The sequence below is a fragment of the Phycicoccus sp. HDW14 genome (genome assembly GCF_011383005.1).
Lineage (GTDB): Bacteria > Actinomycetota > Actinomycetes > Actinomycetales > Dermatophilaceae > Phycicoccus.
On sequence record NZ_CP049935.1, the window covers coordinates 3989738 to 4004340 of the forward strand.

13 protein-coding genes and 6 pseudogenes are annotated in these 14603 nt (G+C 74.6%); 14 read left to right on the forward strand and 5 right to left on the reverse strand.

The features are described 5' to 3' along the window. Nucleotides 1-8: 8 nt before the first annotated feature. Both G7075_RS19590 and G7075_RS19595 read left to right on the forward strand, forming a co-directional pair. Nucleotides 9-398, forward strand: a complete 390-nt coding sequence (locus G7075_RS19590) for a hypothetical protein (protein ID WP_166124084.1) — start codon at nucleotides 9-11, stop codon at nucleotides 396-398. After that, nucleotides 395-891 (forward strand): annotated as a pseudogene (locus tag G7075_RS19595) (DUF427 domain-containing protein). The gene G7075_RS19590 and the pseudogene G7075_RS19595 overlap by 4 nt, the downstream one beginning before the upstream one ends. A 27-nt stretch (nucleotides 892-918) precedes the next feature. On the opposite strand, the gene G7075_RS19600 reads toward G7075_RS19595, so the two are convergent. Then, nucleotides 919-1557, reverse strand: coding sequence for an inorganic diphosphatase (locus tag G7075_RS19600; RefSeq protein ID WP_166124085.1), 639 nt, complete (start codon nucleotides 1555-1557; stop codon nucleotides 919-921). A gap of 84 nt (nucleotides 1558-1641) precedes the next feature. Between G7075_RS19600 and G7075_RS19605 the strand changes: the two genes are divergently transcribed. The 12 genes and pseudogenes from G7075_RS19605 to G7075_RS19655 all read left to right on the forward strand — a co-directional run bounded on the left by G7075_RS19605 (nucleotide 1642) and on the right by G7075_RS19655 (nucleotide 10980). Continuing rightward, nucleotides 1642-1956: a hypothetical protein gene (locus tag G7075_RS19605; protein WP_166124086.1), complete on the forward strand. Its 315-nt coding sequence runs from the start codon at nucleotides 1642-1644 to the stop codon at nucleotides 1954-1956. Beyond that, nucleotides 1953-2315: pseudogene (locus tag G7075_RS23250) on the forward strand (D-alanyl-D-alanine carboxypeptidase); the annotation flags it as partial. The gene G7075_RS19605 and the pseudogene G7075_RS23250, both read left to right, overlap by 4 nt. Then, complete coding sequence (locus G7075_RS19615; protein WP_166124087.1) at nucleotides 2312-3112, forward strand: D-alanyl-D-alanine carboxypeptidase; 801 nt, start codon at nucleotides 2312-2314, stop codon at nucleotides 3110-3112. The pseudogene G7075_RS23250 and the gene G7075_RS19615, both read left to right, overlap by 4 nt. Before the next feature lie 84 nt (nucleotides 3113-3196). Further along, nucleotides 3197-3349: pseudogene (locus G7075_RS23255) on the forward strand (coenzyme F420 biosynthesis protein); the annotation flags it as partial. A gap of 62 nt (nucleotides 3350-3411) precedes the next feature. Further along, nucleotides 3412-4173 (forward strand): zinc-dependent metalloprotease, encoded by a 762-nt coding sequence (locus G7075_RS19620; RefSeq protein WP_371814132.1) that lies wholly within the window; start codon nucleotides 3412-3414, stop codon nucleotides 4171-4173. 93 nt (nucleotides 4174-4266) lie between these two features. Beyond that, nucleotides 4267-5277 (forward strand): tRNA lysidine(34) synthetase TilS, encoded by a 1011-nt coding sequence (gene tilS, locus G7075_RS19625; RefSeq protein WP_371814133.1) that lies wholly within the window; start codon nucleotides 4267-4269, stop codon nucleotides 5275-5277. Nucleotides 5278-5328: 51 nt separating this feature from the next. Next, nucleotides 5329-5864 (forward strand): annotated as a pseudogene (gene hpt / locus G7075_RS19630) (hypoxanthine phosphoribosyltransferase). Between the two features lie 158 nt (nucleotides 5865-6022). Next, nucleotides 6023-8124, forward strand: a pseudogene (ftsH, locus tag G7075_RS19635) (ATP-dependent zinc metalloprotease FtsH). Beyond that, nucleotides 8111-8745 (forward strand): annotated as a pseudogene (gene folE, locus G7075_RS19640) (GTP cyclohydrolase I FolE). Before ftsH ends, folE begins: the two co-directional pseudogenes overlap by 14 nt. A 47-nt stretch (nucleotides 8746-8792) precedes the next feature. Next, nucleotides 8793-9590 (forward strand): dihydropteroate synthase, encoded by a 798-nt coding sequence (folP, locus tag G7075_RS19645; RefSeq protein ID WP_166124546.1) that lies wholly within the window; start codon nucleotides 8793-8795, stop codon nucleotides 9588-9590. Then, nucleotides 9587-10507, forward strand: coding sequence for a 2-amino-4-hydroxy-6-hydroxymethyldihydropteridine diphosphokinase (folK, locus tag G7075_RS19650; RefSeq protein ID WP_166124088.1), 921 nt, complete (start codon nucleotides 9587-9589; stop codon nucleotides 10505-10507). The genes folP and folK overlap by 4 nt, the downstream gene beginning before the upstream one ends. Beyond that, nucleotides 10504-10980 carry a DUF3180 domain-containing protein gene (locus tag G7075_RS19655; protein ID WP_166124089.1) on the forward strand — a complete coding sequence of 159 codons (477 nt, stop codon included), beginning with the start codon at nucleotides 10504-10506 and terminating at the stop codon, nucleotides 10978-10980. The genes folK and G7075_RS19655 overlap by 4 nt, the downstream gene beginning before the upstream one ends. Before the next feature lie 22 nt (nucleotides 10981-11002). Here G7075_RS19655 and G7075_RS19660 read toward each other — a convergent pair whose 3' ends face one another. The 4 genes from G7075_RS19660 to G7075_RS19675 all read right to left on the reverse strand — a co-directional run bounded on the left by G7075_RS19660 (nucleotide 11003) and on the right by G7075_RS19675 (nucleotide 14602). Beyond that, nucleotides 11003-11689, reverse strand: coding sequence for a class F sortase (locus G7075_RS19660; protein ID WP_166124090.1), 687 nt, complete (start codon nucleotides 11687-11689; stop codon nucleotides 11003-11005). 5 nt (nucleotides 11690-11694) lie between these two features. Next, entirely contained in the window at nucleotides 11695-12465 is a 771-nt protein-coding gene (locus tag G7075_RS19665; protein WP_166124091.1) for a hypothetical protein, read from the reverse strand. 113 nt (nucleotides 12466-12578) lie between these two features. Next, nucleotides 12579-13580: a 2Fe-2S iron-sulfur cluster binding domain-containing protein gene (locus G7075_RS19670; protein WP_166124092.1), complete on the reverse strand. Its 1002-nt coding sequence runs from the start codon at nucleotides 13578-13580 to the stop codon at nucleotides 12579-12581. 14 nt (nucleotides 13581-13594) lie between these two features. After that, complete coding sequence (locus tag G7075_RS19675; protein ID WP_205860577.1) at nucleotides 13595-14602, reverse strand: toluene monooxygenase; 1008 nt, start codon at nucleotides 14600-14602, stop codon at nucleotides 13595-13597. Nucleotide 14603 lies beyond the last annotated feature (1 nt).

The window sequence follows — 14603 nt, forward strand, 5'->3', positions numbered from 1 at the left end:
TGACGGACATGGCGGAGCGTGTCGTCGAGGTCCTCGGGGTGTACGACGCCGATGGTGGGGTGCTCGGCGAGCTCGCCTACGCCGTCAACCACGTCCTCGGGCGCGCCGAGTGCGCCCTCTGCGACGTCACGCACGGTGGGGTCCGCCGCCGGCCGGAGTGGGACGCCATGGTCGCGTCGCTGCCCGTGCCCGTCCGGCTGGTCCACCGCAACGAGGTGTCGGAGGCCGAGGGGCGGGCCGTGCACGAGAGCGGCCTGCCGGTCATCCTCGGGGTGCGCGACGACGGCACGCACACCGTGCTCGTGCCACGGCAGCGGCTCGCGGTGGCCCACGGCTCGGTCGAGGACGTCGGCCAGGCCCTGCGCACCGCCCTGGACGACGAGGAGGGCGCGGCATGAGGCGCCCCGTGCCCGAGCGCCCCGGACCCGGTCAGGAGTCGGTGTGGGACTACCCGCGCCCGCCGGCGATCGACGCCAGCCGCGAGTCGGTGGAGGTGTGGCTCGGTGGGGTCCGCGTCGCAGCGTCGACCCGCACCCTCCGGGTCCTCGAGACGAGCCACCCGCCCACCTACTACCTGCCGGCCGCCGACTTCCTCGAGGGCGCCCTGCGGCCCGCGCCCGGGTCCTCCTACTGCGAGTGGAAGGGCGAGGCCGCCTACCTCGACGTCGTCGGGGAGGCGTGGTGGCTGCGGGTGCGGGATGGACCTACCCGCACCCGACCCGCGGCTTCGAGGCCCTCGTCGACCACGTCGCCGTGATGCCGGCGGCGATGGAGCGCTGCGTCGTCGACGACGAGGTCGTCGTGCCGCAGGCCGGTGGCTTCTACGGCGGCTGGGTGACCAGCCGGGTCGTCGGCCCGTTCAAGGGCGAGCCCGGCACCTGGGGCTGGTGACCCCGGCCGGTCCGGACGAGCCGCCGGTCAGTCGTCGCTGAGCGGCTTGTCCTTGGTCGCGAGCTCGGCGCGGGCCTTCTCGGCGGCCGCCGTGACCTCGTCGGCGGTGCGGGCGCGGGACAGCTCGGACTCGGTGAGCACGTCGGTCGCGTGGGCCGGCATCCGCCAGCGCGCGGTGGACAGGCCGGCGGTGCTGGCCCGCTCGATGGCCTGGGTGATGCACGCCTCGGCCTCCTCGCGGCCGGCCCAGTGGGCGCCCTCGACGGACTTGCCGGGTTCGAGGTCCTTGTAGGTCTCGAAGAAGTGCTGGATCTCGAGGCGGTCGAAGGAGCTGATGTCCTCGATCTCGACGATGTGGTTCTTGCGCGGGTCGCCCGCGGGGATGCAGAGGATCTTGTCGTCGCCGCCGGCCTCGTCGCGCATGTGGAACATGCCGATCGGGCGGGCGCGCACGATGCAGCCCGGGAAGGTCGGCTCGTCGAGGAGCACGAGCGCGTCGAGGGGGTCGCCGTCCTCGCCGAGGGAGTCCTCGATGTAGCCGTAGTCCGAGGGGTAGGACATCGCGGTGAAGAGCATGCGGTCGAGGCGGATGCGCCCCGTCTCGTGGTCGACCTCGTACTTGTTCCGGTGCCCCTTGGGGATCTCGATGGTGACGTCGAACTCCACGGTGTACCGGCTCCCTCTGATGTGTGACCTACGCTCGACGGACAGTCTGGCGCATGAGGGGCCCGGAGCACGAAGGGAGCAGGGGTGAGACGTGTCATGGTGGCCTCCGCCGTGGCCGCCGCCCTCGTCGCGGTCGCCGGGTACGCCACCGCGGACGTGCTCGACGTCGCCCCCGGCATCCTCACCCGCGACCGGCCGGGGCCGCTCCCCGCGGCCGGCTCGGTCGGCAGCGGTGGCACGGGTGAGGGCGCCCTCCCCGCCGTGCTCCCCACCCCGGCCGCACCCGCCGCTGCGCCCGCCGCCGACGGCTCGGACGCCCCCGTCCCACGGCCGCCGGCCTGGCCGCGGCCGTCGCCGGGGCGTCGAAGGACCCCGCCCTCGCGAAGGGCCTCGGGGTGAGCATCCGCGACGGGGTCACCGGCGAGCTGCTGTGGTCGCGGTCGGCCGGCACCGCCCGCCCGCCGGCCTCCACCGCCAAGCTGCTCGCGGCGATGGCCGTCGCCGCGACCCTCGACCTCGATGCACGGGTGCCCACCACCGTCGTCGCGGCCCCCGGGTCCACCGAGCTGGTCCTCGTCGCGCGCGGCGACATGCTGCTCGCCCCGGGGGCCGGCGACCCCGATGCGGTCTCCGGGCACGCCGGGCTCGCCGACCTCGCCGACGACGTCGCCTCGGCGCTGAGGGCCGACGGGCGCACCCGTGTCGGGCTGCGGCTCGACCTCTCGTTCGCGCCCGGACCGCGGGTGCCGCCGACGTGGAACCCCCACGACGTGCGCGACGGCTTCGCCGGGCCGGTCGTCATGACCGGGCTGTCGACGCGGCGGGCCACCCCACCCGTCCGGCGCCCGCGAAGCCGGAGGTCGCCGTCGCGACGACCTTCGTCCAGCTGCTCGCGAAGCGGGGGGTCAAGGCGACGCTGCGGCCCGAGAAGGGTTGGGCCGCAGCCGCTCCCGCGGGTGCGGTCCAGCTCGGCACGGTCGAGTCGGCCACCTACGGCGAGCTGCTCTCCCTCGCCCTCGACGAGTCGGACAACTCGCTCGCCGAGAGCCTCGTGCGCCAGGCGGCGGCCACGGCGGGTGCCCCCACCGCGGGCGCCGGCGACGACGCCGCCTTCATCCGCGGTCGGCTCGAGGCCGCCGCCGTGCCGACGACCGGTCTCGTGCTCAAGGACGCCAGCGGCCTCAGCCCGGGCCAGGCCGTCGCGCCGGCGACGCTGTCGGCGGTGCTCGCGCTCGCCGTCACCGGTGAGGCCCCCCAGCTCCGCGACGTGATCGCGCGGCTGCCCGTGTCGGGGGTGTCGGGCACCCTGCGCGGACGCTTCGCCGCGCGCGCCACGCAGGACGTGCTCGGGGTGCCCCGGGCGAAGACCGGCACGCTGAAGGCGGGGTCGGCGCTGGCCGGCACGACGGTCGATGCCGACGGCCGGCCGCTGACCTTCGTCGTGCAGGTCGACGGCTTCCCCCGCACCTACGACGGCACGCTGCGGGCCCGGGCCGCCCTCGACCGCGTCGTCGCCGCCGTCACCCGCTGCGGCTGCGGCGCGGTGGCCCGCTGACCCGGATGAGAGGCTGACCCCGTGGGATACGTCGACTGGGAGTTCGCGAAGACGACGGGCCGCACGCTCGTCCCGGCCGGGCCGGTGGTCTCGCCCGCCGAGGCGCGGGCGGAGGTCGAGGCGATCCGCGACGCCGCCCGGGCCGCGCGCGGGCCGGTCGCCGAGACCGCGCGCCTGCACACCCCGCCGGACGCCCCCGACGCCCTCGTCGTCGACCGGGCCACCTGGATCGCGGTCAACGCCGACTCGATGTCGGCCCTGCTCGACCCGCCGTCGACGCCATCGTCGAGAAGCGCGGCGTGGTGCCGGGCGCCGCCGCGCAGGTCGTCGGCGGCAAGGTCACCGGCGCCGAGGCCGGCGCGCTGCTCGCCTTCATGGCCAGCAAGGTGCTCGGGCAGTACGACATCGCGCCCGACGGCACGCCGGCGCTGCTCCTCGTCGCGCCGAACCTCATGGCCACGGCCCGCGAGCTCGGGGTCGACGCGGCCGACTTCCGCGCCTGGGTCTGCATGCACGAGGAGACCCACCGCGTGCAGTTCACCGCCAACCCCTGGCTGCGCGAGCACCTCATCGCCCAGGCCCGGCACCTGGCCGTCGACCTCGCCCCCGACCAGGAGCGGCTCCAGGAGATCGCCTCGCGCGTCACCGAGCGCCTCCCCGAGCTGTTCTCCGAGGGCGGCACCGGCATCGCCGACCTCTTCGCCACCCCCGAGCAGCGCGAGCAGCTGGCCACCCTGACGGCCGTGATGTCCCTCCTCGAGGGCCACGCCGACGTCGTGATGGACGACGTGGGGCCGGCGCACATCCCGACCGTCGGCGACATCCGCCGCAGGTTCACCGAGCGGCGCCGGGGCTCGGGGGCGCCGGACCGGCTGCTGCGGCGGCTGCTCGGGCTCGAGGCGAAGATGCGGCAGTACAAGGACGGTGCGGCCTTCGTCCGCGGCGTGCAGGCCGAGGTCGGGGTCGACGGCTTCAACGCCGTGTGGACCTCGCCCGAGACGCTGCCGCTGCCGCAGGAGATCGCCGACCCCACGGCCTGGGTCCGCCGCGTCCACGCCTGACGCCGAACCCGACTTCTTGCCCAGAACCCACCTCTGAGCCCCCATGTCGGGCGGGAGAGGTGGGTTCTGGGCAATGAGTCGGGATGATCGGGGGTGGACGACCCGATGACGCGCGCGTGGGGGAGGCCGCACCCGGCGGTCGCGGCCATCCGGTCGGCGGTGCGCGCCACCCTCGCCGAGTGCGAACCCGGCGACCTCGTCCTCGTCGCGTGCAGCGGGGGAGCGGACTCGACCGCACTCGCCGACGCCGCCCGGTTCGAGGGCGCGCGCGCCGGCCTGAGGGTCGGCGCCGTCGTCGTCGACCACGGCCTGCAGGACGGCTCGCGCGACGTCGCCGACCAGGCCGGTGCCCGGCTGCGGACGCTGGGCACGGACCCGGTCCTCGTGACGAGCACGTGGGCGATGGCCGACACGTCCGACGGGCTCGAGGCGATGGCCCGCGCCGCCCGCTACCGGGCGCTCGACGAGGCGGCCGACCACCTCGGCGCCCGGCTCGTCCTGCTCGGTCACACCCGCGACGACCAGGCCGAGCAGGTGCTGCTCGGCCTCGCGCGCGGCTCGGGCGCCCGCAGCCTCGCCGGGATGCCCGCCGCCCGCGACCGGTACCGCCGCCCCCTCCTCGCGGTCACGCGCCGGCAGACCCGGGAGGCCTGCACCGCCGAGGGCCTCACCTGGTGGCAGGACCCGATGAACGAGGACCCCGCGTTCACCCGCGTCCGCGCGCGCCGCGCCCTCGCCGACCTCGAGGCCGACCTCGGCCCCGGCCTGGCCGCCGCCCTCGCCCGCACCGCCGCCCAGCTGCGGGAGGACGCCGACCTCCTCGACGCCCTCGCCGACGCCGCGGTGGCCTCCCTCGGGGACGTCGGCCCCTGGGACGTCGAAGCCCTCGCCGCCCTCCCGCGACCGGTCCGCACCCGCACCTGGCGCCGCCTCCTGACCGCCGCCGGAGCCCCCGCGGGGCAGCTGACGAGCCGGCACACCGACGCCTGCGACCGCCTCCTGACCCACTGGCACGGGCAGGGCCCGGTGCACCTCCCCGGCGGCCGGCGCGCGACCCGGTCCGACGGTCGGGTGTCCATCGCCCCCGCCGCTCGGGTTGAATAGCCCCGACCGCCCGCCCACCCCGATCAGGGAGCCGCAGTGGACGCCGCCCACATGGGAGCAGACCTCGAACGAGTCCTCGTCACCGAGGAGGAGATCCACGCCAAGCTCGACGAGCTGGCGCAGTTCATCGCCACCGAGTACGAGGGCAAGGACCTCCTGCTCGTCGGCGTGCTCAAGGGGCGGTCATGGTGATGGCCGACCTGATGCGCGCCCTGCCCCGCAGCGTCCCCGTCGACTGGATGGCCGTGTCGTCCTACGGCTCGGGCACCAAGTCCAGCGGCGTCGTGCGCATCCTCAAGGACCTCGACACCGACATCACCGGCCGGCACGTGCTCATCGTCGAGGACATCATCGACTCCGGGCTCACCCTCAGCTGGATCCGCAGCAACCTCGAGTCGCGCAGCCCGGCCTCGGTGGAGATCTGCACGCTGCTGCGCAAGCCGGACGCCGCCAAGGTCGAGGTCGACGTGCAGTGGGTCGGCTTCGACATCCCCAACGAGTTCGTCGTCGGCTACGGCCTCGACTACGCCGAGGACTACCGGGGGCTGCGCTGCGTCGGCACCCTCGCACCGCACGTCTACAGCTGACCGCACCAGCGCCCGCCGGGACGGCGGGTGTCGAACCAGTTCCCCCGCCGGAACACGAGCACCGACGGGCTCGTTGCTAGCGTGTACGGGTCCCGCCGGAGCTCTCCGGGGGACGAGAGACGACGAGCAGGAGGGTGGGGCCAAGGCCCCGCGACCAGATGGACTTCAAACGCATTCTCCGGGCCCCGGTCTTCTGGGTGCTCGCCGCCCTCGTGCTCCTCCTGCTCGTGTTCACCGTCGGGGCAACGGTGGCTACACGACGATCACGACGGCCCAGGCCGAGAAGCTCATCGCCGACAAGAAGGTCGACAAGGCGGTGATGACCACCGACAACGTCATCAGCCTCGACCTGAAGTCCGGCCAGTCCTTCTCCGACTCCGAGGCCAAGATCTCCGGCGCCACCAAGGTGCGGGCCGAGTACGTCGACGCCCGGGCCGAGCAGCTCGTCCAGGAGCTGAAGACCTCGCTGCCGGACGGCTACGACGACAAGGTCGAGGGCGACAGCGCCTTCTGGACCCTGTTCATCTCCTTCTTCCCCGTGCTGCTGCTCGTCGGCCTCTTCTGGTTCCTCATGAGCCAGGCCCAGGGCGGCGGCTCGCGGGTCATGCAGTTCGGCAAGTCGCGGGCCAAGCTCGCGACCAAGGACACCCCGAAGGTGACCTTCTCCGACGTCGCGGGCGCCGACGAGGCCGTCGAGGAGCTCCACGAGATCGTCGAGTTCCTCCGCGAGCCGGCGAAGTTCCTCGCCGTGGGCGCCAAGATCCCCAAGGGCGTCCTGCTCTACGGCCAGCCCGGTACCGGCAAGACCCTCCTCGCGCGCGCCGTCGCCGGTGAGGCCGGGGTGCCGTTCTACTCGATCTCCGGCTCGGACTTCGTCGAGATGTTCGTCGGTGTCGGCGCCTCCCGCGTCCGCGACCTCTTCGAGCAGGCCAAGGCCAACGCGCCGGCCATCGTCTTCGTCGACGAGATCGACGCCGTCGGACGCCACCGCGGTGCCGGTCTCGGCGGCGGCCACGACGAGCGCGAGCAGACGCTCAACCAGCTGCTCGTCGAGATGGACGGCTTCGACGTCAAGACCAACGTCATCCTCATCGCGGCCACGAACCGGCCCGACATCCTCGACCCCGCCCTGCTGCGCCCGGGCCGCTTCGACCGCCAGATCGCCGTCGAGAACCCCGACATGATCGGGCGGCACAAGATCCTCCAGGTCCACGCGCAGGGCAAGCCGATGGCCTCCGACGTCGACCTGCTCGCCGTCGCCCGCCGCACCCCGGGCATGACCGGTGCCGACCTGGCCAACGTCCTCAACGAGGCCGCGCTGCTCACGGCCCGCACGAACAAGAAGCTCATCGACGACGAGGTCCTCGACGAGGCCATCGACCGCGTCATCGCCGGCCCGCAGAAGCGCACGCGCATCATGTCGGCCAAGGAGCGCAAGATCACGGCGTACCACGAGGGTGGGCACGCCCTCGTCGCGGCGGGGATGAACAACCTCGACCCCGTCACGAAGGTGACGATCCTCCCGCGCGGTCGGGCCCTCGGCTACACGATGGTCATGCCCGTCGACGACAAGTACTCGACGACCCGCAACGAGATCCTCGACCAGCTGGCCTACGCGCTCGGCGGCCGGGTCGCGGAGGAGATCATCTTCCACGACCCCACCACCGGTGCCGCGAACGACATCGAGAAGGCCACCGCGATGGCCCGCAAGATGGTCACCGAGTTCGGCATGAGCGAGCGGGTCGGCGCGATCAAGCTCGGCCAGAGCCAGGGCGAGCCGTTCCTCGGGCGCGACATGGGCCACCAGCGCGACTACTCCGAGCAGGTCGCGGCGGTCGTCGACGAGGAGGTCCGCAAGCTCATCGACTCCGCGCACGACGAGGCCTGGCACGTCGTCAACGACAACCGCGACATCCTCGACGCCCTCGTCCTCGAGCTGCTCGAGAAGGAGACGCTCAACGCCGCCGAGCTCGCGGAGATGTTCAAGGACATCCACAAGCGCCCGCAGCGGCCGTTGTGGCTCTCCAGCGAGCACCGCACGCTCTCGGACATCCCGCCCGTGCTCACCCCCGCCGAGGAGGCCGCGATGGCCGGTCGCAACGGCTCGGGCGCGCCGAGCGGTGCCACGCTCAACCCGGGTGACCCCCGCACCGAGGCCGCGATCGACGCGCGCGCGCAGGACGGTGCCCGCCCCGGCCACGACGAGCACCCCCCGACCGCGGTCATCGAGGTGCCCGAGGGTGGTCGTGTCGAGCCCTGAGCCCGACGCCGCCGCGTCGTCGGCTCCGTCGGCCCCGTCGGCGTCCCGCCCGCCGGTCGACGTGCCGCGCGCCGAGGCGGCGGTCCGCGAGTTCCTGCTCGCCATCGGGAGGACCCCGACCGCGACGGGCTCCAGGAGACGCCGAAGCGGGTGGCCAAGGCGGCCCACGAGCTGTACGCCGGGCTCTGGCAGGACCCGGCCGAGATCCTCAGCAAGACGTTCCCGATCGAGCACGAGGAGCTCGTCATCGTCCGGGACATCCCGATGTACTCGACGTGCGAGCACCACCTGCTGCCCTTCCACGGCGTGGCGCACATCGGGTACATCCCGGGCTCGGACGGGACGGTGACCGGGCTGTCCAAGCTCGGGCGCCTCGTCGACGTCTATGCGCGCCGGCCGCAGGTCCAGGAGCAGATCACGACCCAGGTCGCCGACGCCCTCGTCGAGCACCTCGGGGCGCAGGGCGTCATCGTCGTCGTCGAGGCCGAGCACCTGTGCATGTCGATGCGCGGCGTGCAGAAGCCGGGCTCGCGCACCATCACCTCGGCGGTCCGCGGCCAGCTGCGCGACCCCGCCACGCGGGCAGAGGCGATGTCGCTGCTGCTCGGCGGGAAGCGGTGACCGCGACCGGGGCCCTCCCCACGGGGCGACCCGGGCGACCGGTCGTCATGGGCGTCGTCAACGTCACGCCCGACTCCTTCAGCGACGGCGGCGCGTGGTTCCAGCCCGAGGACGCCCTCGCCCACGGGCGGCTGCTCCTCGAGCAGGGCGCCGACGTGCTCGACGTCGGCGGCGAGTCGACCCGCCCCGGCGCCGAGCGTCCCTCCGAGGCCGAGGAGCTGCGCCGGGTGCTTCCGGTCGTCGAGGGGCTGGCCCGGCTCGGCACGGTCTCGGTCGACACGATGCGCTCGGGCGTCGCCGCGGCCGCCCTCGACGCCGGTGCCTCCCTCGTCAACGACGTGTCCGGCGGGCTCGCCGACCCCGAGATGGCCGCACTGGTCGCCGAGCGCGGGGTGCCGTTCGTCGCGATGCACTGGCGCGGCCACAGCGCCGGGATGCAGGACCGTGCCCACTACGACGACGTCGTCGCCGACGTGTGCCGCGAGCTGCGCGAGCGGGCCGAGGCGCTCGAGGCCGCCGGGATCGCCCGCGAGCGGCTCGTCCTCGACCCCGGCTTCGGGTTCGCCAAGCTGGCGCACCACAACTGGGAGCTGCTGCGCCGGCTCGACGCGGTGCTCGACCTCGGCCTCCCCGTGCTCGTCGGCACCTCGCGCAAGAAGTTCCTCGGGCTCGTCGGGCGCGAGGGCCGCGAGGAGCGGGCGCCGCTCGAGCGCGACGTCGTCACCGCGGTGACGACCGCGCACGCGGCGCGGGCCGGGGCGTGGGGGGTGCGGGTGCACGACGTCGTCGCGGCCGTCGACGCCCTCGACGTCGCCGAGGAGCTCGGGTCGGTGGGTCCCCGGTGAGCCCCGCCGGCACCGCCCGCGACCGGGTGCTCCTGCGCGGCGTGCGCGGGCGCGGCTTCCACGGGGTCTTCGAGCACGAGAAGCGCGACGGGCAGGACTTCGTCGTCGACGTCGAGCTGGCCGTCGACCTCGCCGCGCCGGGGGCCTCCGACGACCTCGCCGACACCGTGAACTACGGCGAGGTGGGCGCGGCCGCGCTGGCCCGCATCGAGGGCGAGCCGTTCGACCTCATCGAGCGCCTGGCCGAGGTCATCGCCGAGGACGCGTTGTCGCACAACGCGGTCGACGAGGTCACGGTCACGGTGCACAAGCCGCAGGCCCCCGTCGGTGTGCCGTTCGAGGACGTCGAGGTGCGGGTCGTGCGCCGGCGCCCGCCGGTCGCCTCGGTCGTCGCCGTGGGGGCCAACCTGCCGTGGGGCACCAGCTCGCCGGCCGAGACCCTCGCCGGGGCGGTCGAGGCCCTCGGCCACCACCCGGCGCTGTCCGTCGTCGCCCGGTCGGCGGTCGTCGAGTCCGACCCGGTCGGGGGACCGGCGGACCAGCCGGTCTACGTCAACGCCGTCGTGCTCGTGCGCACGTCGCTCTCGCCGGTGTCGCTGCTGCGCGAGCTGCACGCCGTCGAGGCCGCCTTCGACCGCACCCGCGAGGTCCGCTGGGGCGCCCGCACCCTCGACCTCGACCTCGTGCAGTACGGCGACCCCACCGACGACACCGACGTCGTCTCGGCCCGTCCGCACCTCACGCTGCCGCACCCGCGGGCGCACGAGCGGGCGTTCGTCCTCGTGCCGTGGCTCGACGCCGATCCCGGCGCGGTGCTGCGCGTGGCCGACGACGTGGTGCCGGTGGCCGACCTGCTGGCCCGGGTGGACACCTCCGGGGTCCGCGGGGCCTCGACCGACGTGAGTGAGCTGACTTGAACCGCAACGGGATCCGCACCAAGACGCTGACGGTGGTCGCGGTGGTGACCACGGTCGTCGGCTTCCTCGTCGCGACGGTGGTCACGCGCGACGGCACGTTGCTCCAGCGCCCACCGTGGGTCGCGGGGCTCCTGCTCGTCGTCATGGGCGGGCTCGTGCTCTGGCTGGCCCGGCCGGTGCGCCACCACCTGCGCAGCGGCCGCCGCACCTCCGTCGACGCCCTGCGCGCCGCCCGCACCGTCGTCCTCGCCCAGGCCGGGGCGCTCACGGGTGCGGCGGCGGCGGGGTGGTACCTCGGGCAGCTGCTCGTGCTGCTCACCGACCTCTCGCTCGTCGCCAACCGCGAACGGCTGCTGCCCTTCGGCCTGATGACCGTCGCGTCCCTCCTCCTCGCGGGGGCCGGGATGCTGGCGCAGGCGTGGTGCCGCATCGACGAGTCCGACGACGACCGGCCCGACGACCACGACGACTGAGCCACCGGGCCCCGTCGGCTTCCTAGGCCAGGTCGGCCCAGAGGACCCAGTTGCCCTCGTAGTGGCCCTTCGCGAGGGGGGTGCGGGGGTCGCAGGTGATGAGTCGCAGCAGGGGACGGGGGTTGCCGGAGTCCCAGATGGAGTCGTCCCTGGGCGTCTGCTCCTTCGGCATCCCGGCCGAGCGCCGCACGACGAAGTGCACGACGTCACCGGAGTCGTAGCGCACCGTGACCCGGTCGCCCCGCCGGGCTTCCGGCAGCTCGCGGAAGACGTCGGCGCCGTGGGCGGGCGTCCCCACGTGGCCGGCGAGGATCGCCGCCCCGGGGTAGCCGGGACGCGGCCAGCCCGGCTCGTCGTACCAGCCCACGACGCCGCCGGGCGGCGACAGGATGCCGCGGTCGTCGAGCCCGACCGGGCGCACCGGGGCGTCGACGATCGTCTCGCCGTCGGACCGCACGAGCACGACGTGGTCGGGATGGCCGGACGGGTTCCTCGAGGCCCGCTGGGTGGCCGTCGTCGTGGGCACGGGCTCGGCCGAGGGGGTCGGGCTCGACGCCGGGGTGTCGCTCACGCTCGACGGGGCCGTCGTCGGCCGGACCGCGGTCGACCCGGCCGGCGGGTCGGCGCAGGCGGCCAGGGCGCCCACGGCCAGGACCCCCGCCGTCGCGAGGAGCGAGCGGCGGCAGGTGCCGGGACGTGGGTCGGGCATCGGCCTCAGTGGCGGCGCGGGGCCCGGCGCAGGGCGCGGCGGCCGGCCAGCCCGAGCAGCACGGCGGCGCCGGCCGCGAGGAGCGGGCCGCCCGTGCTGCCGCCCGGGGTCCCCTCGGCGACGTCGGTCTGGACGAGCGCCGGGCGGACCGGGGAGGCGACGGCCGTCGGTGCCGTCGTGTCGGTCGGTTCCTCGGTGACGGGGTCGCCGACGGCCCGGAACCGGTCGACGACGGGGTCGCCCTCGCCGTCGAAGGTGCACCGGAGGCCGACGTTGACGTCCTCCTCGACGAAGACGTAGAAGCTGTCGGCGAGCAGCGTGTACGTGCCGGGGTCGTCGGCCTGGATGACCGCCTCGTCGATGCCGTCGACGTCGAGGACCACGGGTCCCTCGGCCGGGATCGGCACGGGCCCGTAGCCGAGCTCGAGCTGCTGGGGCTCGTCGGTCTCGGCGATGCCCGTCGCCAGCAGGGTGCCGCCCGCGAGCCGGGTGCGTCCGGAGGTGCGCAGCGCGGCGACGAAGGCGTCCGGCAGGGTGATGGTGCCGCTGTACGGGGCGATCTCGACCGACGTGCCGGTGTCCACGACGAGGTCGTCGGCGACGGCGGTGTCCCACGACGCCGTGCCCGGGTCGGTGCCCTCGGTGGCGTCGACGCCCCACTCGCACGAGTAGGCGAGGTCACCGGAGGCCGCGGAGGCGGGGGCGGCGGACAGGCCGGCGGCGGCGAGGGCACAGCCGACGGCGAGGGCGCAGGCGAGCGCGGAGGGCCTGGGCATCTGGGGTCCCCTGGTGGGCAGCGGCGTGAGCCGGGCGGCGGTACGGGCGCGTGCCCGTCCGGGCAATGTAGCCGCTCCCCGGGTGGTTGCGCAGCCCCGGCCGGCCGCCGCGGTCAGCCGAAGCTGTCGAAGTGGACCCGGTCGAGCTGGACCCCGTGGTCGCGCAGCAGGCCGACCGTCGCGTCGGTCATCGGCGGTGGCCCGGCCACGTGGAAGACGGCGTCCGCCAGCCCCGGCAGGCGGGCCCCGAGGGCCGCCGTCACGAACCCGACGACCCCGCTCCACCCGGCCGACGGCTCGAGCAGCGCGCCGTGCAGGTGGCCGTCGGGCAGGTCGGCCGCGGCGGCCTCGAGCTCCTCCCAGCAGACCAGCTCGCCCCGGGTCCCGGCGCCGTAGAAGACGTGCACCGCGCGGGAGGTGCGCCGTCGGGCGAGGTCCTCGGCCATCGCGAGGACCGCCGAGATGCCGGTGCCGCCGGCGACGAGGACGACCGGCGCCTCGCCCTCGCGCACCCACATGTCGCCGTACGGCAGCTCGAGGGCCACCTCCTGGCCCACGGCCACGTCGAACAGCCGGTTGCTCCCGGGGCGCCCCGGGTAGCGCTTGGCGATGAACGAGACCTCGTCGGTGCCCGGGACCCCGGCCAGGGAGTAGCACCGCCGCAGGCCGTCACCGAGGTCGAGGATGGCGTGCTGGCCCGGCCGGTAGACCGCCTCGGCCTCGAGGCGGAACCGGAGGCGGGCCAGGTCGGGGCCGAGGTCCTCGTGCTCGACCAGCCGCCCGCGGTGGTCGCGCAGCGGCCGCTCCGGCCACGGCTCGGACGAGGTCTGCCCGGTCCGGATCGTCAGGTCGCCGCGGGCTGTGGACTGGCACACCAGCACCCGGCGGCGGCGTTCGTCGCGCGGGTCGACCGAGGGGGCGTCGAAGAGCAGCTCGGTCTCCCCGTCGAGCACCGTGACCTTGCAGGTGCCGCAGCCGCCCCAGCCACACTCGAAAGGCAGCCAGGTGCCGGCCCGGCGGGCGGCCGCGAGGAGGCGCTCGCCGGCCTCGACCTCGAACGAGGTGTCGGTGCCGGCGAGCGTCACCCGGTGCCGCAGCGTGTCGGTGCCGTCCACCGGAGGCCGGCCCGTCAGCGGGTGGCCGCGGCCGCGACGCCGAGCACGGCGTCGTCGGCGGCCGCGACGACCAGGGCCGGGTCGAGCGGGTTCGGTGCCGCCCCGAAGAGCGGTGCGAGCCCGGCGACCGCCGCGTGGGCGCGGGGCTGCCAGGTCGCCAGCCACCCCGCGACGACGTCGGCCATGGCGGGGTCCTGCTCCACGGCGTACCCCAGAAGCGCCGTGGTCCAGTCCCTGCTGCGCTGGGCGTCGAGCTGGAACTCGGCCATGAGGAGCGACAGGTACTCGTCCCCGTTGCGCGACGCCAGCTCGGAGAGCTGCTGGTCGACGACCGCGTCCAGGGCCGGCTTGACGGCGACGTTGAGCGCGACGAAGGCCTCGCCCCAGTCGCGGACGGTGAGCAGCCGTTCGAGGGTCTCGCGCAGCGGCTGCCACGCCGCCGACTGCTCCCACGGCCCGCGGGCGGTCGAGGTCTCGGCGAGGTCGTCGCCGTGACCGACGGCCAGGGACTTCGTGTGGTACGCGATCCGCTGGATGCGGCGCAGCTCGTCGGCGGCCTGGAAGTTGGCGCAGTTGATGATGAACGCCGTCGGCGCCATCTGCCCGACGTAGAGCCCGGTCATCTGCAGGACGTGCAGCGGAAAACGCAACGGCACGAACAGGTCCCGCAGCGTCGCGACCCACGCCGGGTCGAGCGCCGCCACGGACTCGGCCGCCTCGTGGTGGTCGGTCAGCAGGTCGACGTACGTCTCGCGGTCGTGCTGGAGCATCACGTAGTCGGCGTAGGTGAGCTTCGCCGGGTCCTTGAAGCCCTCCCAGTCCTCGACGGTGAAGGGTGAGCCCTCGCGGTGCTCGAGGTAGAGGCGGTTGAACGGGGCCTGCGGGTCCATCTCGAACGGCGCCGGCTCGCGCTTGTAGTGGTAGTTGAACTTCGCCGCCGTCGCCTCGTACGAGCTCGGGCGCCGCTTGACGTCGCCGAGCAGGCTCCACGTCTTCGGGCGCGGTCGCTGGGTGGTGGCCATC

What these genes read in the sequence shown, in the direction of transcription:
- G7075_RS19665 (WP_166124091.1), bottom strand. Translation starts at nt 12,465, where the DNA reads ATGCCCAGGCCCTCCGCGCTCGCCTGCGCCCTCGCCGTCGGCTGTGCC.
- G7075_RS19660 (WP_166124090.1), bottom strand. Translation starts at nt 11,689, where the DNA reads ATGCCCGACCCACGTCCCGGCACCTGCCGCCGCTCGCTCCTCGCGACG.
- G7075_RS19590 (WP_166124084.1), top strand. Translation starts at nt 9, where the DNA reads ATGGCGGAGCGTGTCGTCGAGGTCCTCGGGGTGTACGACGCCGATGGT.
- folP (WP_166124546.1), top strand. Translation starts at nt 8,793, where the DNA reads ATGGGCGTCGTCAACGTCACGCCCGACTCCTTCAGCGACGGCGGCGCG.
- G7075_RS19675 (WP_205860577.1), bottom strand. Translation starts at nt 14,602, where the DNA reads ATGGCCACCACCCAGCGACCGCGCCCGAAGACGTGGAGCCTGCTCGGC.